This is a genomic window from Micromonospora sp. C81 (genome assembly GCF_018070425.1).
GTDB lineage: Bacteria > Actinomycetota > Actinomycetes > Mycobacteriales > Micromonosporaceae > Micromonospora > Micromonospora zamorensis.
In genome coordinates this window covers 32,253-53,055 of sequence record NZ_JAGPXS010000018.1, presented here as the reverse complement: position 1 = coordinate 53,055, position 20,803 = coordinate 32,253, and the positions used below count along the sequence as shown (strand labels likewise).

General features: G+C 72.5%; 17 protein-coding genes. 7 read left to right on the top strand and 10 right to left on the bottom strand.

The window, feature by feature from the left end:
• Positions 1-81: 81 nt before the first annotated feature.
• Together KBX46_RS25385 and KBX46_RS25380 are read right to left on the bottom strand one after the other, a co-directional pair.
• The gene (locus tag KBX46_RS25385; protein ID WP_210794335.1) at positions 82-1,884 is read right to left on the bottom strand and encodes a right-handed parallel beta-helix repeat-containing protein; all 1,803 of its coding nucleotides are present in this window, start codon (positions 1,882-1,884) and stop codon (positions 82-84) included.
• A gap of 583 nt (positions 1,885-2,467) precedes the next feature.
• Positions 2,468-3,949 carry an aminopeptidase P family protein gene (locus tag KBX46_RS25380; protein ID WP_210794334.1) on the bottom strand — a complete coding sequence of 494 codons (1,482 nt, stop codon included), beginning with the start codon at positions 3,947-3,949 and terminating at the stop codon, positions 2,468-2,470.
• A gap of 128 nt (positions 3,950-4,077) precedes the next feature.
• Between KBX46_RS25380 and asnB the strand changes: the two genes are divergently transcribed.
• On the top strand, positions 4,078-6,039 hold the full coding sequence (gene asnB, locus KBX46_RS25375; protein ID WP_210794333.1) for an asparagine synthase (glutamine-hydrolyzing): 1,962 nt from the start codon (positions 4,078-4,080) through the stop codon (positions 6,037-6,039).
• Between the two features lie 98 nt (positions 6,040-6,137).
• Here the strand turns inward: asnB and KBX46_RS25370 are convergent, their stop codons facing one another.
• Positions 6,138-7,232, bottom strand: coding sequence for a lytic polysaccharide monooxygenase (locus tag KBX46_RS25370; RefSeq protein ID WP_210794332.1), 1,095 nt, complete (start codon positions 7,230-7,232; stop codon positions 6,138-6,140).
• Positions 7,233-7,565: 333 nt separating this feature from the next.
• Between KBX46_RS25370 and KBX46_RS25365 the strand changes: the two genes are divergently transcribed.
• Together KBX46_RS25365 and KBX46_RS25360 are read left to right on the top strand one after the other, a co-directional pair.
• Positions 7,566-8,741 carry an XdhC family protein gene (locus KBX46_RS25365; RefSeq protein ID WP_308159690.1) on the top strand — a complete coding sequence of 392 codons (1,176 nt, stop codon included), beginning with the start codon at positions 7,566-7,568 and terminating at the stop codon, positions 8,739-8,741.
• 113 nt (positions 8,742-8,854) lie between these two features.
• A complete protein-coding gene (locus KBX46_RS25360; protein ID WP_210794384.1) occupies positions 8,855-9,811 on the top strand; it encodes a PfkB family carbohydrate kinase in 957 nt (318 codons plus the stop codon).
• Position 9,812: 1 nt separating this feature from the next.
• On the opposite strand, the gene KBX46_RS25355 is transcribed toward KBX46_RS25360, so the two are convergent.
• A complete protein-coding gene (locus KBX46_RS25355; RefSeq protein ID WP_210794331.1) occupies positions 9,813-10,643 on the bottom strand; it encodes an MBL fold metallo-hydrolase in 831 nt (276 codons plus the stop codon).
• Positions 10,640-11,044: a thioesterase family protein gene (locus KBX46_RS25350; protein ID WP_210794330.1), complete on the bottom strand. Its 405-nt coding sequence runs from the start codon at positions 11,042-11,044 to the stop codon at positions 10,640-10,642. Before KBX46_RS25350 ends, KBX46_RS25355 begins: the two co-directional genes overlap by 4 nt.
• A gap of 161 nt (positions 11,045-11,205) precedes the next feature.
• Here KBX46_RS25350 and KBX46_RS25345 point away from each other — a divergent pair, with 161 nt between their 5' ends.
• Entirely contained in the window at positions 11,206-12,285 is a 1,080-nt protein-coding gene (locus KBX46_RS25345) for a phosphatase PAP2 family protein (protein ID WP_231927095.1), read from the top strand.
• Positions 12,286-12,450: 165 nt separating this feature from the next.
• Here KBX46_RS25345 and KBX46_RS25340 read toward each other — a convergent pair whose 3' ends face one another.
• The 3 genes from KBX46_RS25340 to KBX46_RS25330 form a co-directional block, all read right to left on the bottom strand.
• Entirely contained in the window at positions 12,451-13,932 is a 1,482-nt protein-coding gene (locus KBX46_RS25340; RefSeq protein ID WP_374225020.1) for a PH domain-containing protein, read from the bottom strand.
• A gap of 103 nt (positions 13,933-14,035) precedes the next feature.
• Entirely contained in the window at positions 14,036-14,590 is a 555-nt protein-coding gene (locus KBX46_RS25335; RefSeq protein WP_374225021.1) for a PH domain-containing protein, read from the bottom strand.
• Between the two features lie 224 nt (positions 14,591-14,814).
• Entirely contained in the window at positions 14,815-15,045 is a 231-nt protein-coding gene (locus tag KBX46_RS25330) for a hypothetical protein (RefSeq protein ID WP_088949188.1), read from the bottom strand.
• 240 nt (positions 15,046-15,285) lie between these two features.
• Between KBX46_RS25330 and KBX46_RS25325 the strand changes: the two genes are divergently transcribed.
• Genes KBX46_RS25325 through KBX46_RS25315 form a run of 3 tightly spaced genes read left to right on the top strand, consistent with a single transcriptional unit; the run spans position 15,286 to position 18,319 of the window.
• On the top strand, positions 15,286-16,392 hold the full coding sequence (locus tag KBX46_RS25325) for a MoxR family ATPase (protein WP_210794329.1): 1,107 nt from the start codon (positions 15,286-15,288) through the stop codon (positions 16,390-16,392).
• Complete coding sequence (locus tag KBX46_RS25320; protein WP_088949186.1) at positions 16,371-17,372, top strand: DUF58 domain-containing protein; 1,002 nt, start codon at positions 16,371-16,373, stop codon at positions 17,370-17,372. The genes KBX46_RS25325 and KBX46_RS25320 overlap by 22 nt, the downstream gene beginning before the upstream one ends.
• On the top strand, positions 17,369-18,319 hold the full coding sequence (locus KBX46_RS25315) for a VWA domain-containing protein (RefSeq protein ID WP_088949185.1): 951 nt from the start codon (positions 17,369-17,371) through the stop codon (positions 18,317-18,319). Before KBX46_RS25320 ends, KBX46_RS25315 begins: the two co-directional genes overlap by 4 nt.
• Before the next feature lie 358 nt (positions 18,320-18,677).
• Here the strand turns inward: KBX46_RS25315 and KBX46_RS25310 are convergent, their stop codons facing one another.
• A complete protein-coding gene (locus KBX46_RS25310; protein WP_210794328.1) occupies positions 18,678-19,910 on the bottom strand; it encodes an acyltransferase in 1,233 nt (410 codons plus the stop codon).
• A complete protein-coding gene (locus tag KBX46_RS25305; RefSeq protein ID WP_210794327.1) occupies positions 19,907-20,803 on the bottom strand; it encodes an alpha/beta hydrolase in 897 nt (298 codons plus the stop codon). Before KBX46_RS25305 ends, KBX46_RS25310 begins: the two co-directional genes overlap by 4 nt.

Below are 20,803 nucleotides of genomic sequence, written 5' to 3'. Positions count from 1 at the left end.
ACCTGCCAAACGGGTACGCCCCTCCGAGCCGGTGACGGCGCGGAGAGGCGTACCTCTTCTATGTGGTTCAGCCCCACCCGATCAGGCGAAGCAGTCCGCAACGTTGAAGCAGTTGGTCGGGCGGTTGGCAGTGACCGCCGACTCGTCGTCCAGCGTCACCGTGCCGCCGAGGCTGTTGAAGATCCCGCCCGGCGGGAGGGTGGAGAAGTTGTGCGCCACCTTCGTCCGGCGGAGCGTCACCTCGCTCCCCTCGGTGTTGAAGATGCCGCCGCCGCGGGCGAACGGACCGACGGCCCGGTTACCCACCACCTCGCTGTCGCGGAGCGTGGTGACGCTGTCCTCGTTGTAGAGGCCGGCGCCGAAGAACCCGGCGGTGTTGTCGTTGATCCTGCTGTTCTCGACTGTCGCGACGCTGTCGAAGGTCACCGCCAGGCCGCCACCGTCGCGAGCGGCGGTGTTCTTGGCCACCGTGGCGTCCTTGAGGGTGAGCTGGCTGTCCGCCACCGCGACGCCACCACCGTCGAGCACTGCGGTGTTGTCACTGACCGTCGTCTGGTGCAGCGTCGTGGTGCCCCCGACATCCAGCACGCCGCCGCCGAAGCCGAGCGTCTCGTTGTCGGTGATCTCGCTCTTGTAGACCCAGACCGAGCCACCGTCGACGCTGTCGGTGAAGATCCCGGCCGCGCCGTTGGCGATACCGCCGCCGCCGATGATCCCGGTGTTGTCCTTCACCTTCGACTCGTCGACCTGGAGCACCCCGGCGTTGAAGATGCCGCCGCCGAAGAAGAAGGCGGTGTTGTGCGCCACTGTCGTCTTGCTGAGCCTGGTGCTGCCGAAGTTGGCCAGGCCGCCGCCGTTGCCACCGGACTGGTTGTAGAGCAACTCGCTGTCCAGGATCTCCGCGCGGCCACCGGGCTGCACCAGCACCCCGGCTCCGTCGGTGAACCCGGGCTGCTCGACCAGCGGCACCGCGGTTCCGGCCCCCGCCGGCCTTGCCTCCGCGGCGATCGGCTTGGCGGCTGCCGCCTTCGCCGTCGCTTTCGCTGCCGCCTTGGCCGCCGTGGGCTTCGCTGCCGCCTTGGCCGCCGCGGGCTTCGCTGCCGTTGCCGCCGCGGGCTTGGCCGCCGTTGTCGCTGCCGGCTTCGCTGCCTTTGTTGCTGCCGGCTTCGCCGCCGGGGCGGCCACGGTGGGCCGGACCTGGGTCGAGTACGGCGCCCAGACCGTCGCTGGGTCGGCGGCCATCGAGGACTGAAGGGTCTGACCACCCCTGATGCTCAGACCCTTGAGGGTGAGGTGCCCCCCGGGGCCGACGTTGAGGATCCGGAAGTAGTCGGCGGTGGCCTCACGGCCGATGGTCGTGTGCTCGCCCTTCAGGGTGATGGGCTGGGTGATCACCGGAAGGCCGTTGCCGTCCTGGTTGCGGGTCAGGGTGTAGGTGCAGCCCTTGGCCAACTCCAGTACGCCGCCATCTTCGTTGTTCGCGAACGTGATGGCCTGGATCAGCTTGTCCGTGTCGCACGGGACCTGCTTGGTGCGGTCCTTCTCGTCGCGCTTGTCGTCCTGGCGCTTGTCGTCCTTGCCGGACCGGTCGTCGAAGCCGCTCCAGTCGTCGCCGCTCCACTCGTCGTCCCGAGCGTCGGCTTCCTTGGTGCCGCCTTCGTCCGCGCCGCCAGCGTCACTGACGTTCTGCCGGTTGGTCGACGGCTGCGCGTCGGAGACCTGGTCGGATTTGGGCTTGTCATCCCTGGCGGCCACGCCGCCGAGGGCCGCCAGACCGACCACACCGGTCAGCCCGGCCACGCCGGCGACCCACAGCGCCCGCCGTCGTCGTGTCGGCGGAGCTGTCGAGGCCCCGCCGTCGGTACTCGTTACGTCGTTGGACATCAGAGCCTTCCGCCCTTTCCTGCTACCAGACGGGGTCGCACCGCCTGAGGCGCCACGACCAGCTACAAATCGGTTGCAGCCTCTGATCCCCACCGTATGAGAACCATCTTCGCGATGCGGACGTATCCGAGATAACCCCGCATTCGGCGCAGGTCGGATGACGGCGGGCAAGCGGTCCGGGTTGGTGAAAAGGGTGTGAGCAGCGCAAACGCCGACTCGGGCGGGTGAATGTCACCACCGTCGCGGGAACGGACGTTGCCCACCTGGCCTGCGTGCCGCCCGCCGTCCATGCGGCAGGCGCGCCGAGGGTTGATCCACTCGGGTTCACGGAAGACGCGGTGTCCGTGCGCCCTGGACAGCCCGGTTTCCGTGAAGGCGAGTCGATCACGAGAGGTGAGTCTGGGTCGGGCGGCGCCGGGACCGGCGCTCGGCCCGGGCCGGAGGGCCCGGTCGACAACGGCACACCGGCGCGCCCGGGCCGGAGGGCCTGGTCGACGACGGCACACCGGCGCCGCCGGGCCGTTGGTCGGCTGGCGGCGACGCCGGTGCGTGAGGGCTGGTGCGGTGAGGGCTGGTGCGGTGGTCAGCCGGGCAGGCGGGGGCCCGCCTCGCGCTGCTCGGCCAGCCAGGTCTCCACCTCGTCGGAGGTGCGCGGCAGCCCGGCGGAGAGGTTCACCGCGCCGGTCGAGGTGACCAGCACGTCGTCCTCGATCCGGATGCCCACGCCGCGCAACTCGGCGGGGACCAGCTCGTCCTCCGGCTGGAAGTACAGCCCCGGCTCGACGGTGAGGACGTAGCCCTCGCCGAGCGCGCCGTCGCGGTACGTCTCCTTGCGGGCGTTCGAGCAGTCGTGCACGTCGATGCCGAGCATGTGGCCGAAGCCGTGCAGCGTCCACCGCCGGTAGACCGTCGACTTCTCGTCCATCGCCTCGTCCACGCTCACCGGCAGCAGACCCAGCTCGGACAGGCCCTCGGCGAGCACCCGCATGCAGGTCAGGTGGACGTCCTTGAACTTCACCCCGGGGCGGATGGCCTCGATGCCGGCCTGCTGCGAGGCGTACACGATGTCGTAGACCTGGCGTTGCAGGGCGGTGAACCGCCCGCTCACCGGCAGCACCCGGGTCACGTCGGCGGTGTAGAGGTTTCGGCCCTCGACACCCATGTCCATCAGCAGCAGGTCACCCGGCCGGGTGGCGCCGTGGTTGTGCACCCAGTGCAGGATCGTGGCGTGCTCGCCGGCGCCGACGATCGAGCTGTACCCGACGTCGTTGCCGTCGTGCCGGGCCCGCAGCGCGAAGACACCCTCCAGGAGGCGCTCGGAGACCGCGCGGTCCGCCGGGAGGATCCGGGCGACGTCCTCGAAGCCGCGCACGGTGGCGTCGATCGCGTCCTGGAGTTGGCTGATCTCCCACTCGTCCTTGACCAGCTTCATCTCCGAGATGGCGATCGCCAGCTCCCGGTCGCGGGCCGGCTGCCCCTGGGCGCGCGGGCCGTCGTAGGCACGGACGGCCGCGTCCACCTGGGCGTCGAAGCCGCGCAACACCCGGGTACGCCCCGGCGCCAGGTCGGCGAGAGTCGCCTCCAGGCCGGTCAGGTCGGCGGTGGGCAGGCCCAGCTCGGTCGACTTCTCGCTGAGCGTGTGCCGCCGGCCCACCCACAGCTCGCCGTTGCGGCTGCGGAAGAACTCGTCGGTCTCCCGGGACGACCGGGGCCGCATGTACAGCGTCGCGTCGTGCCCTGAGCCGTTCGGGCGCAGCACCAGCACGCTGTCGGCGTCGTGGTCGCCGGTCAGGTAGGCGAAGTCACTGCCCGGCCGGAACGGGTGGTCGGTGTCGTTGGCCCGGACCTTCTCGGTGCCGGTGGGGATGACCAGTGTCTCGCCGGGGAAGGCCGCGGAGAGCGCGGCACGCCTCTTGGCGTAGTTGGGCGTCTCCGGCCGGGGCGCCACGGGGAGCGCGGTGTCGCTCCAGCCCTGCCGCATGAAGGACAGGAAGGCCTCCGGGAAGTCCGGATCGTGCGATTCCGTGCCGTCCGTCGGCGTACCGTCGGTTTGTCCCTCGGTCATTGCGCCGCTCCCTCCGCTTCGTTGCTGATCCCGACGGTACCGCGCGCCCGGTTCGTGGCGACGCCCCCGGCGGGCGGATCGACGGACGGCTGCGACGGGCCGACAGCGCGCGTGGAAAGATGACCACCATGTGCGGACTTCTGGCCTTCTTCAGCGCGAACGGTAACGCCGCCGCGCATCGCGACCACATCGCCGGAGCGTTGGAATGCCTGCACCACCGCGGCCCCGACGAGACCGGGGTCGAGGTGGTCGGCGACGCTTCCGGCCGGTACGCGGACGGCGTGTTCGCCCACAAGCGGCTGGCCATCATCGACGTCGCGTCGAGCCACGAGCCGCTGCCCTACGCGAACGGCCGTTACCTGCTCACCTTCAACGGTGAGATCTACAACTACATCGAGCTGCGCGAGGAGTTGATCAGGAACTTCGGCGCGCAGTTCGCCACCGCCGGCGACGGCGAGGTGATCGTGGCGGGCTACCACTTCTGGGGCGAGCAGGTGCTCACCCGGCTGCGGGGGATGTTCGCCTTCGTCATCTGGGACCGGCAGGAGCGGCGCGCTTTCGGTGCCCGCGACTACTTCGGCATCAAGCCCATGCACTACCTGGAGACCGCCGACGGCCTCTACCTGGCGTCGGAGAAGAAGGCGCTGCTGCCGTTCGCGCACAGCAACTACCAGGGAGACGCGGGCGTCGACACGGCCAACCTGAGCCACTACCTGACGCTGCAGTACGTCCCGGAGCCCGGCACCCTGCACAAGGGCATCAGCCGGATCGGCTCGGGGGAATACCTGAACTGGACGCCGGGTGGGCGCATCGACGTGCGCAGGTGGTACAGGCCGGTGTTCCGGCCGGCGCCGGTCGACGACGAGCAGAAGCTCTACCACGAGATCCGGGAGACGCTGCGGGAGAGCGTGCGCATGCACATGCGCTCCGACGTGCCGGTCGGCTCGTTCCTGTCCAGTGGCATCGACTCGACAGCGGTGGTGGCGCTGGCCCGGGAGTTCAACCCGAACATCCTCACGTTCACCGTCGGCTACGACGTACCGGGGTATTCGGAGATCGACGTCGCCCAGGAGTCGGCGCGGCACCTGGACGTCACCACCATCCCCACCAAGATCGGTCCGCAGGACATGATCGACGCGCTGCCGAAGATCGTCTGGCACCTGGACGACCCGGTGGCCGACCCGGCGCTGGTGCCGCTCTACTTCGTGGCCAAGAAGGCCGCCGAGCACGTCACTGTGGTGCTCTCCGGTGAGGGCGCCGACGAGTTCTTCGGCGGCTACACGATCTACCGCGAGCCGCTGTCGCTGGGGACCGTCAACGGCCTGCCCGGCGGGGTGCAGAAGGGCCTGCGCGCGGTCTCCAAGGCGATCCCGCAGGGCGTCAAGGGCAAGAGCTTCCTGGAGCGTGGCACCACCCCGATCGAGGAGCGCTACTACGGCAACGCCCGGATGTTCACCGAGGAGGAGAAGCAGCACCTGATGCGCCGCTACGACCCCTCGGTGCGCTACACCGACGTCACCGCCCCGATCTACGCCGAGTGCACCGAGCTGGACGACGTCACCAAGATGCAGTACGTCGACCTCTACACCTGGCTGCGCGGTGACATCCTGGTCAAGGCCGACCGGATCTCGATGTCGCACTCGCTGGAGGTGCGGGTGCCGTTCCTCGACCGCGAGGTGTTCGACGTCGCGGCGAAGATCCCGGTGGACCTGAAGCTGCCGCCGCGCTCCGACGCGACGAAGTACGCGATGCGCCAGGCGTTGCAGGGTGTCGTGCCGCCGGCCATCGTCAACCGCAAGAAGCTGGGCTTCCCGACCCCGACCCGGGTCTGGCTGCGCGGCGAGATGTACGAGTGGGCCCGGCACGTGCTGAGCACCTCGGGCGCGGGCGACCTGCTCGACCTGTCGTACGCGCTGCGCTTGCTCGACGAGCACAAGCGGGAGGAGGCCGACCACTCCCGCAAGGTGTGGACGGTGCTGATCTTCTGCATCTGGCACGCGATCTTCGTGGCGAAGACCCTCGACCCGGGCATCCAGCGAAACCAGTCCGCCCTGATCACGAAGCCGGTGGTGGGCTCCATGGTCCGCTGACCCTGGCCCGACCCTGTTGATCAAGAGGTTTGCGTCATCCGGAGCGGTTCCGGTGACGCAAACCTCTTGATCATTTCAGGGGGTGGTGGTGGTAGTGGTTAGCGGCGGGCGCAGGTGACTGTGGGGAGGCCGTTCGTTCCTGTGGTGCTGCCCAGGAAGCCGAACGTCGTGGTGCCTTCCGGTGCGACAGTGCCGTTGTAGGCCACATTTGTCGCCGTCACCGATGAGCCGGACGACGTCTGTGTCGCGCCCCAGATCTGACTGATCGACTGCCCGTTGGGCCAGGTCCAGCTCGCGGTCCAGCCGTTGAACGGCGTACTGCCGTGGTTCATGATCGTGACTTCACCCTGGAAGCCACCCTGCCAGGCGCTGCTCACCTTGTAGACGGCCATGCAGTCGCCACCCGCCGGCGGCGGGGTGGTCGTCGGCGGCGGGTCGGTCGGCCCGGGCGTCGGGGTGGTCGGCGTCGGGGTCGGCGTCGAGCCGCCGTCCTTCACGCCGGTCACCTGGCCGTTGCCGCCGTCGAAGACGACGTCGGAGCAGCCGAAGAAGTTCTCCTGCGAGTCCGAACGGACCCAGCGGGAGTAGATGATGTGCTGGCCGCTCTTGCCCGACGGCAGGTTGCCGCTGAAGTAGTAGTGCCCCTCGTTGGTGCCGACCGCCCCACGCTGCGGCGGGTTGGTCACCGTGAGGAACGGCTCCTCCAGGTCACTCCAGGCCAGCGCCCGGGTCGGGCTCCAGCTGTTCTTGGTCACGTAGAAGTAGAACGTGCCCGGGTGGTGTGCCCAGTTGCTGTAGCGGAAGTCCAGCCGTGCCCCGGCGGTCAGGTGGGTCAGCGGCCAGTCGGTGCGGGCCAGGTCGAAGCCGCGGTAACCGGAGTTGCCGCCGCTGCAGAGCTGCCCGTCCGGGATGAAGCCGGTGGTCCGGCCACCGGCGTCGGAGCGCAGCACGCTGAACCAGTTGTAGAGCGAGTTCGCCCCGCTCTGCGCCACGGCAGCGGAACACGCGGGGTTGGTCGGCGTGATCTGACCGGTCGAACTGAGGCCGTCCTGCCAGCACAGGTAGGTCCGGCTGCCCGGGGTCATCGCCGTGCCGTGCGCGGCAGCCGGTTGTGGACTGGACGCCAGGGCGACGGCGCCCAGCGCGAGGGTCAGGGCCGCGGTGAGCAGTGCGGCCGTACGGGAACGGTTCACGGGTTCTCCTGACTCGCGAGGCGCGCAGCCCAGGCCGCCCCGCCGAAATCGGGTGGGATGTGGCGTGATCGCACCGCTGTCGTGCGCGGTGCGACGGTCACGGCGACCTGCCCCGGCGGGAATCGGCCGGTGGACGTGCGCCGTCGACGGTCCTGTCCTGGACCGTTGCCCTCGCGTCTGACGAACCCGGCAACCGGTGGTGCCGCAGCCCTCGCACCGCCCGGTACGCGTCATCCCATCACGCCCCGCCGCCACAATGCAATAGTCGTTCCTCGATGCATCAAAAGACCCGTCGGCGGTCGGTGCACGCCATATCCTGCGTACGGAAACGACGTGACGGAGAGGCGGCAGCGGGTGCCGGACGTGTTCGACGAGGCACACCGCCGTTGCCACGCCGGCGAGCCGTTCGCCCTGGCCACCGTCGTGGCCACCTGGCACTCCGCGCCGCAGCCGCCCGGCGCGACCATGCTGGTCGCGGCCGACGGCACTGTCACCGGCAGCGTGTCCGGCGGCTGCGTCGAGGCGGATCTCTACGAACGGGCCCGCCGGGTGCTCGCCACCGGAGCACCCGAGCTGATCCGGTACGGAATCAGCGACGACGACGCGTACTCCGTGGGCCTGACCTGCGGCGGTGTCCTCGACGTGTTCGTGGAGCGCGTCGACCCCGGTGCCCTGCCCGGGCTGGACGCGGTCGCCGCCGCCCGCCGGGCCGCCCAACCGGCGGCGGTGGTCACCTGCGTGGCGGCCGATGCCTGCAACTCTCCGGGCACGCCGCCGACCGATCCGGCCCGGCGACTTGGCCGGCGGCTGGTGCTGGCCGGCGGCCAGCGCCGGATCGGTTCGCTCGGCGACGATCGGCTCGACGACGCCGCCAGCGCCGACGCCCTCGGACTGCTCGCCGCCGGGCACAGCGGGATGCTCCGGTACGGATACTCCGGGCAGCGCCGGGGCTCCGGCGTCAGCCTCTTCGTGACCGCGTACGCCACCCCGCCTCGGATGATCGTCTTCGGGGCCATCGACTTCGCCGCTGCCGTCGCCCGGATCGGCGCGTTCCTCGGCTACCGGGTCACCGTCTGCGACGCCCGGCCGGTCTTCACCACCGTGCGACGCTTCCCCGAGGCGGACGAGGTGGTGGTGCAGTGGCCGCACCGCTACCTGCGTACCGAGGTGGACGCCGGTCGGGTCGACGAACGGACGGTGGTGTGCGTGCTCACCCACGACCCGAGGTTCGACGTGCCGCTGCTGGAGTTGGCGCTGCGCCACCCGCTGGCGTACGTCGGCGCGATGGGCTCGCGCCGCACCCACGACGACCGGCTCAAGCTGCTGGGCGAGGCAGGGCTCACCGAGGCGCAGCTCGCCCGGCTCGCCTCGCCGATCGGGTTGGACCTCGGTGGTCGTACACCCGAGGAGACCGCGGTGAGTGTGGCCGCGCAGATCGTCGCGGCCCGGTGGGGCGGCACCGGCCGCCCACTGGCGGCGCTCGACGGGCCGATCCACCGGCCGGGGTAGCCGTTGCGTCGCCTTCGCCGCCCGCCGGGTGGCCCGCTGTGCCAGCCTGATGCCACGGCGGTCGGCCCGGCGGACGACGCCCGGTGGCGGTTGGCGACGACGAGAGGATCGGCATGGGTTACGCGGTGGTGCTCGGCGAGGCGCTCGTCGACCTGCTCGACAGCGAGTGTGACGGGGAGCGCGTCTACCGGCAGGCGATCGGCGGTGGGCCGCTCAACGTCGCAGTGGGCGTGGCCCGCCTCGGTGGCGCGGCGCAGTTCGTCGGCTCGCTCGGCGACGACGTGCTGGGCGGTCGGATCCGCACCTTCCTGAGCGCTGTCGACGTCGGGGTGGCCGGCGCGGTCACGGTGGCGGCGCCGACCACTCTCGCGGTGGTCACGTACGCCGGACCGGAACCCGACTTCCGCTTCTACGGCGAGCCGGTCTCCTACGGTCTGCTCGGCCCCGACGACCTGGATCTCGCGCAGTTGGAGGGCGCGGACGTGCTCTACTGCGGCTCCATCGTGCTGCTGCAACCCCGCACGCTCGCCGCCGCCCGACACGCCTGGTCGCTCGCCACCGGTCTGCGGGTCCTCGACCCGAACGTGCGTCCCCGGCTGTTGGACGGGCCGGCCGCGCTGGAAGGGTTGCGCGAGGTGGTGGCCGAGTTCGCGGCCGGCGCGCACCTGGTCAAGCTGAGTGCCGCCGACGCCGGGCTGCTCTACCCGGGTGAACCGGTCGAGGGGGTGGCGGCGTACCTGCGTGAGTTGGGCGCCGCCACGGTGGTGGTGACCCTCGGCGCGGCCGGCGCGGTGCTGGCCGCCGCCGACGCCGACCCGGTGAGGGTGCCGGCCCCCAAGGTCGACGCGATCGACGCCACCGGTGCCGGTGACTCGGTCATGGCCGCGCTGATCGCCGACCTGCTCGTCGGCGGCGAACCGGACTCCCCGGCAGGCTGGGTCGAGCGGGTCGCGTTCGCGCTGCGGGTGGCGGGCCTGGTCTGCGAATCACCCGGCGGCGCCACCGCCATGCCCACCCGCGCCGACGTCGAACGCCGCTTCCCGAGCCAGGCCTCGCCGTCGATTTTTTGAGCTAGGCCTCGCCGTCGAGCTCGCGGTAGCCGCGCCGGGCGGCGATCAGGGCGGCGCGCGCACCGAAGGGAGCCTCGGCGGCCACCCGTTCCGGAGGTGCACTGCCGGTGTGCGCGGCCCGGATCAGCCAGGCCAGCTTCGCCAGCTCGGCGTGCTGGGCGCGGACGAAATCGACGTCCACCGGGTCGCCGTGGCCCGGCACCACCACAGTGCGTGCGGTCGTCAGCCGCAGCAGGTCCGCGACCGCGTCCGGCCACCGCAGGGGGTACGAGTCCTCGAAGGCGGGCGGGCCACTCTGCTCCACCAGGTCCCCGGCGATCAACACGTCGGCGTCCGGCACGTGCACCACCAGGTCGGCCTCGGTGTGCCCCCGCCCCGGGTGCCGCAGCAGCACCCGCCGGCCACCCAGGTCGAGTGCCGTCTCCGTCTGCACGGTGTGCGTCGGGGCGAGCAGCGGGGTGTCGGCCAGCTCGGCGGCGAGCGCCGGGTGCTCCGTGCGCACCTCTTCGTACGCCTCCCGGCGCAGCCGCTCCGGCTCTTGGCGCAGGGCGGCGGCGGCCAGCTCGTGCGCGTACACCGGACGGGGTGGGTCGCCGGCCAGGACGGCGTTGCCGAAGCAGTGGTCGTAGTGGTGGTGGGTGTTGACCAGCGTCAACGGGCGGTCGGTGACCGCCCGGACGGCGGCGGCCAGGTCGGTGGCCTGGGCGGCCGACGACAGAGTGTCCACCAGGAGGGCCTCGTCATCGCCCACGATCAGGGTGACGTTGACCCGCAGCAGCGGCTCGGCCAGCACGTGCACCCGGTCGGCGACCTCGACGAAACCGGCGTTCACGACGCACCCCCGGCGCGCTCGACGAAACGTTGCCGGTCCACCATGATCCGGTCCACCCGGCCCCGGGCCACCGTCTGGTCGCCGTCGCTGACCGTGACCTCGAACGACAACCGGCGACCGTCGACGGTCGCCAACAGCGCCTGCGCCCGGACCGTCCGGCCGACCACGGTCGGCGCCAGGTGCTCCAGCTCGACCCGGGTGCCCACTGTCGTCGACCCGGGCGGCATCTCGACAGCTGTCGCCGCGACGGTGGCCGCCTCGGCCAGCGCGAGCACCCGGGGAGTGCCCAGCACCGGTACGTCCCCGGAACCGACCGCCTGGGCGGTGTCCGCGTCGGTGACGGTCAACTCGACCTGGGCGGTCAGACCCGGCGCGAAGGCCGGCTCGGGCTGCTCCTGCATGGTCGTCAGCCTAGGTGCTCGCCGAGCCCGCCGAGCACCCGCCCGGGGATCCCGCCGGGCCCCTGCCCGGGCATCCGGCGTCGACCGCCGCCCACCTGTGCACGGCTTCGCCGGGTGGTCCCCGTCGGTCGATGCCGCGACCGTCGTTAACCTTGACGACGATGGCCGTCGTGACTGACCCCCAGCCCCCCGCCCGGACCGACCCGCCCGCGTCCCCGGACGGGGGTCGTCGTCGTGTCGTCGCGATGACCGTCTGGGCGGTCACCTTCGTGGCCGCGTGGCTGGCCATCGGGCTGCCCACCGACCCCGCGTACGCCTTCGTCTGGATCTGGCTCGCGACCATCGCCTGGAACAGCGACCGGCCGTGGCGCAGTCACCTGCGCTTCGCCCGGGACTGGGTGCCGGTGGTGCTGCTGTTCGTCGTGTACAACCTGTCGCGCGGCTTCGCCGACAACGGGGCCACCCCGCACGCGATGGAGCTGATCGTCGCCGACCGGTTCATGTTCGGCTGGGCCACCGGCGGCGAGGTGCCGACCGTCTGGTTGCAGCAGCACCTCTACCACCCGCAGGTGCACTGGTGGGACGTCGCGGCGAGCTGGGTGTACTTCTCGCACTTCGTGGTGGCGTTGGCCGCCGCCGCGGTGCTCTGGCTACGCGACCGGCACCGCTGGGCCGCGTACATGCGGCGTTGGGGCTTCCTCTGCGCCGCCGGCCTGGTCACCTACTTCATCTACCCGGCCGCCCCGCCGTGGTGGGCCGCACAGAACGGGCTGCTCACCGAGGTCGCCCGGATCTCCACCCGGGGCTGGAAGGCGTTCGGCATGCACGGTGCCGGCAACGTCCTCAACGCCGGCCAGATCGCCTCCAACCCGGTCGCCGCGATGCCGTCGCTGCACACCGCGTGGGCGCTGTTCGTGGTGCTGTTCTTCCTGACCAGCACCCGTCGTCGCTGGTGGCCGCTGCTGCTCGCGTACCCGCTGGCGATGACCTTCACCCTGGTCTACTCGGGTGAGCACTACGTGATCGACGTGCTGGTCGGCTGGGCGTACGTGGGGCTGACCTTCCTGGTGGTCGGTCTGGCCGAGCGTGGTTGGGCCGCGTGGCGCATCCGCCACCCGAAGGCCGGACCCCCACCGCCCCGCACGGAACCACCAAGGCAGGCCACCGCCCCCGACGACGACGCCGAACACCCACCCACCACCCAGCGCCCCCCACGCGAACCCACAAAGACCGACCACTGACCCACCCCGGCCCACCCCGGCCCGCCCCGGCCTGCCCCGGGTCGGCGTACGGCCCCGCCAGCTCCCGTCGATCATGAAGTTAGCGCCCGCCCCGACGGCGTGTCGCGGCTATAACTTCATGATCAACCGAGGTGGAGCGGGGGTGGGGTGGGTGCGGGGGTGGGGTCAGGTGGGGTTGCGGGCCTGGTGGGCTCTTGTGGTCAGGTCTGCGGCCAGGGCCCAGGCTTCGGCCAGGTCGCGGTCCTGGGCGGTGGCACCGGAACCGCCCGCGGTGTCGGCGTGCACGGAGGCCAACCCCAGCCGACGCTGAACGGGCCCCTGCACCACCCGCACGCTCTGGATGCGGGCGTACGGCACGATCACCACCTGCCGGGTGACCCGCCCGGAGCGGGTGACGAAGACCTCGTCGAAGAGCCCCGCGCCGAACGCGCGACGGCCCAGCGGGTGCAGCCACCGGGTCCGGGTCGGCGGAGGGCTCAGCGCCAGCGCGTCGAGGCGTACCCCCGGAAGCACCTCCGCGACGATCATCGTCGCGGTCGGCAGGTCACCGACCGGCAGCAGCCGGTCGGGCCGGTTGCGGTCGTCAGCCTCCGCGACGGAGTAGCCGGCCACCTCCAGGCGCAGCCGCAGCCAGCCCTTCATCCGCCAGAGCAGCGGCCAGGTGGCCCGTACGGTCTGCACCCGCGCCAGCGGCACGGTCTGCGCCCGCGTCTCCAGCAGGCCGTTGTGCACCCGCAGCGTGCCGCCGTCGCGGGCCAGCCGGAAGTTCCAGTCGTCGAGCACCCGCCGCACCGGTTGCAGCAGCACGCCGGCCATCGCGGTCAGCGTGCTCGCCACCGCGACGAACGACCACGACCCCGCGGTGAGGAACTGCACCACGACGAAGGCCACACCGAACGGGAGCAGGAACGCCTGCGGGGTGAGCAGTTGGCTGATCAGCAGACTCTGGTTGCGTACCGCGTGCAGTGGCCGGCCCGGCGCGGCCGCCGTCGGCGCCGCCGCTCCCGGGAGCACCACGGCGCCCGCGTGCTCCGGGGCGGGTGCCTGCGCGACCCGCCCGGCCAGTGCCAGCAGCCGCTCGCGCAGCCGGGCCGCGTCGGCCACCCCGAGGTACGCCAGCGGCGCCTCGGTCTTGCCCCCGCCGACCACCTCCAGGCGCAGCTCGGCCAGACCGGTGAGCTGGGCGAGCAGTGGTCGGACCACCTCCACGGCCTGCAGTCGTTCCAACGGGATGGCTCGGGTACGCCGCCAGAGCAGCCCCTCGTACACCCGTAGTTCGCGGCCGACCACGTGGTAGCCGGTGTTGTACCAGCTCACCACCGACAGCACGGTCGCGCCGAGAGCCAGCACCGCCACCATGGCGGCGAACCAGCCGAAGCCCACCCGGGACAGCGTCGACCAGGACAACCCGGCGATCACCACGACCAGTGACTTGGCACCGTGCAGGACCGGGCTGAGCGGGTGCAGTCGCTGCCGGGGCTCACCCTCGGCACCGCCAGCCGGTGCCGGCCACGGCGCGGGCGCCCCCGGCGGCATCGACCCCGGCGGTGCCGCGCCAGTAGTTGGCGCGCCAGCGGGCAGCACCGGACCCGGTGGCGTCGGGCCGGTGGGTGGCACGGTGCTCGGCTCGGCGGGCCCGTCACTCATCGGAGCGGCCCTCGGCGCGGTCGGCGGCTGCTGGCGCGGGCGCTCACAGGGTCGCCTTTCGTTCGCGGCTGCGGGGCTCGCAACCCCGGCTCACTCCTCGCGCTCACAGGCCCTCGGCCCGGTCCTCGCCGAGCGCGGTGAGCCGGTCGCGCAGCCGGGACGCCTCCGCCGGGCGCAGCCCGGGCACCCGGGCGTCGCTCGCCGCCGCTGCGGTGTGCAGTTGCACGGTGGCCAGGTCGAAGGCGCGTTCCAACGGCCCGGCGCTGACGTCGACGAACTGCATCCGCGAGTACGGGACGATGGAGAGCCGCCGGACCAGCAGCCCGTGCCGGACCAGCAGGTCGTTCTCCCGCTCGGCGTACCCCCAGGCTCGCACCGCCCGTACGATCGCGATGGCCCGCCACACGCCGAGCAGCACGACGACGGCGACGGCGAGCCCGAACAGCCAGTGGCCGCTCAACGCCCAGCCCACCGCCGTCACCGCCAGCCCGATGGCGACCACGACCCCCAGCCGGATCAGCTCCACCCAGATCAGGTCGGTGCAGATCGGCTGCCAGTTGACCGTGTCCGGCCAGGGCTCCAGCGGTCCTCGCCCCACCGACGCACCAGTGGACAGCGGGCCGGAGGGGGCGGGTGGCAGGAGGCCGGGCGCCGGCAGGTCGGGCGCCCGCTGGGCGGCGCCGGGCACCGGCCGGTGGTCGGGTGGTGGCAGAGCCGCCGGTGGCAGTGGGGCGGGCCAGGAGACGTCGGGCGCGGCTGGCTCCGGGCCGAGCGTGCCGGGTGCGGGGAACGCACCGGGCGGCGGCTCGACGCCGGGTTCGGGGGCCGGGGTGGGCGGCCAGGACGGGGAGGTGGGGCCGGGGGAAGCCGGTGGGTCGCCGCTCACACGTCGAGCGTAGGCGATCCGGGCACCGGAGTGACGGCACGCAGGAAGCCGCGAGCGTCCAGGAACCCCCCGAGAGTGCTCCGGTGCTCGTCGCAGGCCAGCCAGGTCTTGCGCCGATCGGCGTCGTGCAGCCGCGGATTGTTCCACTCAAGGGCCCAGACGGCAGCGGCACGGCAGCCCCGGGCCGAGCAGACCAGGGCCTCGTCGGCGGGGGAGGGGATGCTCATCCCGGCCAGTCTAGGGCGGCGGGAGAGGAAGTTTGATCGCCGGGCGACCACGGGGGGAGCCGCCCGGCGACGGGGTGAATCGTACACGCGGCGGGCCGGTCCGTGCACGCCCGCGACGCACGATTCGGCCGCCGGGGACGGCGCGGCAAAAATCGGCTTCTCCCCACCTCGACACTCAGCAAGGCGTGCGAGTCTTGATACCGCACGAGCCGCGACGACGACCAACGCTGTGGAGGACCGGTGGCCCAGCCGACCATGCCCGACGCCCCGACGCCGAACGGGGCGGCACCGCAGACGCCTGCGCCGGTGACCACGCCCGCGCAGGACGCCACTCTGCTGGAGAAGGCGCTGTTCGAGATCAAACGCGTGATCGTCGGGCAGGACCGGATGGTGGAGCGGATGTTCGTCGCGTTGCTCGCCCGGGGCCACTGCCTGATCGAAGGGGTGCCCGGGGTCGCCAAGACGCTCGCCGTGGAGACTCTCGCCAAGGTCGTCGGCGGGTCCTTCGCCCGGGTGCAGTTCACCCCGGACCTGGTGCCGGCCGACATCATGGGCACCCGGATCTACCGGCAGTCGAGTGAGAAGTTCGACGTCGAGCTGGGCCCGGTCTTCGTCAATTTCCTGCTCGCCGACGAGATCAACCGCGCTCCGGCGAAGGTGCAGTCGGCGCTGCTGGAGGTGATGAGCGAGCGGCAGGTGTCCATCGGCGGGGAGACCCACCGGGTGCCCGAGCCGTTCCTGGTGATGGCCACCCAGAACCCGATCGAGCAGGAGGGCGTCTATCCGCTGCCGGAGGCGCAGCGGGACCGGTTCCTCATGAAGATCGTGGTGGGCTACCCGACCGACGCGGAGGAACGGGAGATCGTCTACCGGATGGGCGTGTCCCCGCCGGAGCCGACCGCGGTGTTCGACACCCCCGAGCTGATCGCCCTGCAACGCAAGGCGGACCAGGTCTTCGTGCACAACGCCCTGGTCGACTACGCGGTCCGGTTGGTGTTGGCGACCCGCGCCCCGGCCGAGCACGGGATGCCCGACGTCGCGCAACTGATCCAGTACGGGGCCAGCCCGCGCGCCTCACTGGGCCTGGTCCGGGCCACCCGCGCCCTGGCGCTGCTGCGGGGACGCGACTACGCCCTGCCGCAGGACGTGCAGGACATCGCACCGGACATCCTGCGGCACAGGTTGGTGCTCAGCTACGACGCGCTGGCCGACGACGTGCCCGCCGACCACATCGTGCACCGGGTGATGTCGACGATCCCTCTCCCGGCGGTCGCTCCCCGCCAGCAGGCCACCCCGTCGTCGACCGCGCCGCCGCCGGGCGCTGGCTGGCCCGGGCAGCGGCCGTGACCTCACCCACCCCTCGTCCCGCCCCCCTCGCCGACCGCAGCGAGGCCGTGCTGTCCCGGCTGCAACTGCTCGTCACCCGCAAGCTCGACGGTCTGCTCCAGGGCGACTACGCCGGCCTGCTGCCCGGACCGGGCAGCGAGGCGGGGGAGTCACGGGAGTACCGCCCCGGCGACGACGTGCGCCGGATGGACTGGCCGGTCACCGCACGCACCACGACTCCGCACGTCCGGCGTACGGTCGCCGACCGGGAGCTGGAGACCTGGCTGGCCCTCGACCTGTCCGCCAGCCTGGACTTCGGCACCGGGCAGTGGCTCAAGCGCGAGGTGGTGGTCGCCGCCGCAGCCGCCATCACCCACCTGACGGTGCGCGGCGGCAACCGGATCGGCGCCGTGATCGGCACCGGCGGCGGCGCGTCCGCCCCGGCCCGACGCTGGCGGGGCACGCCGCCACCGGCCGGGCCCGGGGTGCTCACCCGACTGCCGGCCCGTTCCGGTCGCAAGGAGGCGCAGGGCCTGTTGCGTACGGTCGCCGGCACCACCATCCAGCCCGGCCGTGGTGATCTGGGCGCCCTGATCGAGATGCTCAACCGTCCGCCCCGTCGACGCGGGGTGGCCGTGGTGGTGTCGGACTTCCTCTCGCCGGCCGAGCAGTGGGCCCGTCCGTTGCGCAAGCTCCGGGTCCGCCACGACGTGCTGGCGATCGAGGTGATCGACCCTCGGGAGCTGGAGTTGCCCGACGTGGGCGTGCTGCCGGTGGTCGACCCGGAGACCGGCGAGCTGCACGAGGTGCAGACCGCCGACCCTCGACTGCGGCAGCGCTACGCTGATGCCGCCGCCGCCCAACGGGCCACGATCGCCGCCGCACTGCGTGGCGCCGGCGCGGCCCACCTGCGTCTGCGTACCGACCGAGACTGGCTGCTGGACATGGTGCGATTCGTGGCCGCGCAGCGGCACGCCCGCACCCGGGGGACGACACGATGATCCGTTTCATGCAACCGTGGTGGCTGCTGGCTGTGCTGCCGGTGTTCGCGCTCGCCGCGTTCTACATCTGGCGGCAGCTGCACCGCCGGGCGTACGCGATGCGGTTCACCAACGTGGACCTGCTGCGTACGGTGGCGCCGAAGGGGCTCGGCTGGCGACGGCACGTCCCGGCGACCGCGTTCCTGCTCTGCCTGCTGGTGCTGGCCACCGCGCTGGCCCGGCCGGCGGTGGACACCAAGGAGCCGCTGGAGCGGGCCACGGTGATGCTCGCCATCGACGTGTCGTTGTCGATGCAGGCCGACGACGTGGCGCCGAACCGGTTGGAGGCGGCCCAGGAGGCGGCCAAGCAGTTCGTCGGTGAGCTGCCGGAGAGCTACAACCTGGGCCTCGTGTCGTTCGCCAAGGCGGCCAACGTGCTGGTGCCGCCGGGCAAGGACCGGGACGCGGTGACCAGTGCCATCGACGGGCTGGTGCTGGCCGAGGCGACCGCGACCGGCGAGGCGGTGTTCACCTGCCTGGAGGCGATCCGGTCGGTGCCGGCCGATGGCGCGGCGGGCATCCCACCGGCACGGATCGTGCTGCTCTCCGACGGTTTCCGCACCTCCGGTCGCGCGGTGGAGGAGGCGGCGGCCGCCGCGCAGGCGGCCAACGTCCCGGTCTCCACCATCGCCTTCGGCACCGACACGGGCCAGGTCGACATCGGCGGGCAGTTGCAGCGGGTGCCGGTGGACCGGATGGCGCTCGCCGAGCTTGCCGAGACCACCGAGGGCTACTTCTACGAGGCGGCCTCGGTGAGCGAGCTGAAGCAGGTCTACCAGGACATGGGCAGCTCGATCGGGTTCCGCACCGAGCCGCGTGAGGTGACCCAGTGGTACGCGGGGTTCGCGCTGCTGTTGGCGCTCTGCGCGGGCGCGCTCAGCCTGCTGTGGTCGTCCCGGATGCTCTGAACGACGGGCCGGCGGTGGTCAGCGACCGCCGCCGGCACCAGCACGGGGCAGCTCCAGCCGTCGCCGATCCGGAGCGGTCAGTGACCGCCACCGGCGAGCACGAAGACGATGGCCACCCATACGGCGGCGAGGGTGAAGCCCAGCGGGGCGACGTAGCGGCTCATGGACGGCTCCGGGTGGCGGCTGGACGGTCCGCGTGCGGGGGCGGACCGCAGGGGGTGGGGACGCGCACACGAAGTCGTGACCGGGCGGCTCCCGGCGACCGTCGGCGAATCGGACGGCGCGGCACACGCGCCTCGGCGTCGGCCGAAGCGGTGGGGGAGCGGAGCTGGGTCAGCTCACCAGACTGAGTCGTGGCTCAGCGGGGCTGACCATCGGCCCGGCCACGACTGGGAGGATCGCTATCTCGCACAGCGATCACCTCCTGCAGGTCGGGCGGGCCGGAACGTCGATGATCGTACACCCGCGGTGTCGGCCGGACGCACTCGGCCGACCGGCCGGCGACCCCTCCACCTCCCGGGTGGCGCCGCGCCCGCGGCTGGCCGGTCCGCACCACCGTGACCAGCACCGCAGCCAGCAGCGGCAACCAGCAGAGCCGCGCCAGCACCCAGCCCGGGCCGTCCGGAACGGTGTGCAGACCCGGCAGGGTCAGCCCGCTGCGAGCGGTGAGCGCGGTCACCGCCACCAGCACCGGCTGGTGCCACAGATAGATCCGGACCGCCTGCCGGTTCACCTCGGTCGCCGCCCGACCCGGCAGTTGCCGGTCCAGCAGCCGTTCCAGCGCCGGCCGGGCAAGCAGCCCCAGCCCGACCTGGGTGACCGCCAGCGCCACTGCCAGCAGCGACGGCGGGTTCAGGTTGGACACACCGGCCCCGGGCACGCCGACCGCGCTCACCGGGTAGCCCAGCGCCAGCAGTGCCCCCAGCGCGACGGCTCCGCCGCCCGCCACCATGCCCGCCGCCCGACGACCGTCCAGCTGCCCGTCGGCGTGCGCCACGCCCAGCAGGTACGGCACCGCCCAGGCCGCCAGCACGGTGACCGGTGGCACGTCGGTGCCGGCCGGAAGCAGGCGGACGGCTAGGTCGACAGCCGCGACCGCGGCCACCGCCGGCGCGACGCACCGGGCCACACCCCAGCGGCGTACGGCGGCGCGCAGTGGGCTGGTCACCGCGACCAGGAACACCAACGGCACCAGGAACCACAGTGGACTGATCGCCAGCCGCAACGCCACGGTGAGCGTGTCGTCCGAGGTGCCGGCGACGGTGGCGGCGAGCAGCACGGCGGCGCCCACCCCCAACAGCGCCACAGTGGGCAGGAGCAGCCGACGCAGCCGACGGGCCAGCCAACCGCCCGCGCCTCCCCGGTGGTGCGCGAGGGACCGGGTCGAGCCGAACCCGGCGGTGAAGAAGAACAATCCGAGCGTCTGCAACGCCCACGTCAGCGGCGCCAGACCGGGCAGGGCGGTCAGCGGGCTGGCCTGATGCAGCCCACCGTCGCCGGTCAGAACCAGCCCGGTGACCAGCCAGTGCCCCAGCACCACCCCGCCGATGGCGTACGCCCGCAACGCGTCGACGGCACGGTCCCGGCTCATCGGGCGTCCCCGACCCCGACGCCGCCCAGCACCACCGCCGCCACCGCGACCAGCGCGGCGCTGCCCGGCACCAGGTAGCCGTCGTGCCCGTCCACCCCGCCCGCCGGTAGGGGGCGGGCACCGAACGCCGGGTCGCCGGGGCGACGGCCGAAGCCCAGGCCGAGCAGTCGCACCGACGGCACCCGACGAACCCAGTCGCTGGGCGCCTCGGCCGCCCAGAACCGCCGCCCGCCAGGCAGGTCGTCGGCGCGCTGCACCCCGGCGCCCACGCCACCGAGGCTGACCACGTCGGTGATCTGGGCCGGAGCGTCCGCCGCTGCCAGCGACACCACCAACGCCCCGTAGCTGTGCCCGACCAGCGTGATCGTCGCCGCCGGACGCCGTACGGCCAGCTCCCGCAGCAGCGCGGCCAGCCCGTCCGCGCCGCGCCGGGCGCTGACGCCACCGGCGGCGGTCAGCACCTCGTCGGGCGGGTCGTAGCCGAGCCAGGCCAGCACCGCGACCCGCGCCGCCGGCTCGGTCGTCCGCAGCTCCTGGTAGAGCTGCCCGGCCTGCACCGCTGGCGCCCGGCGGGCCACCCCGCCCAACCCCCGGTCGAAGTCGGCCAGGGTGCTCCCCACCCCCGGCACCAGCACCGCGATCCGGTCCGCACCGGCGAGGTCGCCGAGCACCTCGACGGCCCGGCCGTCGCCGCGTGGGTCGAACGTCAGGAACCGGCGTCCGTCGGCCGCCCAGTCCGCGTACGGCGGCCCGGCCGCGCGCATCGCCGCCGCCATGACCGGGTACGCCTCGACGAACCCCGCCGTAGCAACCGGCTCGGGTCGGGTCGGCAGGACCAGGTTCACGCCGAGCAGCGCGGCCACCGCCACCCGGCTGGCACCTCGTCGTCGCAT

What these genes read in the sequence shown, in the direction of transcription:
- KBX46_RS25315 (WP_088949185.1), top strand. Translation starts at nt 17,369, where the DNA reads ATGATCCGTTTCATGCAACCGTGGTGGCTGCTGGCTGTGCTGCCGGTG.
- KBX46_RS25305 (WP_210794327.1), bottom strand. Translation starts at nt 20,803, where the DNA reads ATGCGACGACGAGGTGCCAGCCGGGTGGCGGTGGCCGCGCTGCTCGGC.
- KBX46_RS25345 (WP_231927095.1), top strand. Translation starts at nt 11,206, where the DNA reads ATGGCCGTCGTGACTGACCCCCAGCCCCCCGCCCGGACCGACCCGCCC.
- KBX46_RS25340 (WP_374225020.1), bottom strand. Translation starts at nt 13,932, where the DNA reads ATGAGTGACGGGCCCGCCGAGCCGAGCACCGTGCCACCCACCGGCCCG.
- KBX46_RS25385 (WP_210794335.1), bottom strand. Translation starts at nt 1,884, where the DNA reads ATGTCCAACGACGTAACGAGTACCGACGGCGGGGCCTCGACAGCTCCG.
- KBX46_RS25350 (WP_210794330.1), bottom strand. Translation starts at nt 11,044, where the DNA reads ATGCAGGAGCAGCCCGAGCCGGCCTTCGCGCCGGGTCTGACCGCCCAG.
- KBX46_RS25330 (WP_088949188.1), bottom strand. Translation starts at nt 15,045, where the DNA reads ATGAGCATCCCCTCCCCCGCCGACGAGGCCCTGGTCTGCTCGGCCCGG.
- asnB (WP_210794333.1), top strand. Translation starts at nt 4,078, where the DNA reads ATGTGCGGACTTCTGGCCTTCTTCAGCGCGAACGGTAACGCCGCCGCG.
- KBX46_RS25310 (WP_210794328.1), bottom strand. Translation starts at nt 19,910, where the DNA reads ATGAGCCGGGACCGTGCCGTCGACGCGTTGCGGGCGTACGCCATCGGC.
- KBX46_RS25360 (WP_210794384.1), top strand. Translation starts at nt 8,855, where the DNA reads ATGGGTTACGCGGTGGTGCTCGGCGAGGCGCTCGTCGACCTGCTCGAC.
- KBX46_RS25380 (WP_210794334.1), bottom strand. Translation starts at nt 3,949, where the DNA reads ATGACCGAGGGACAAACCGACGGTACGCCGACGGACGGCACGGAATCG.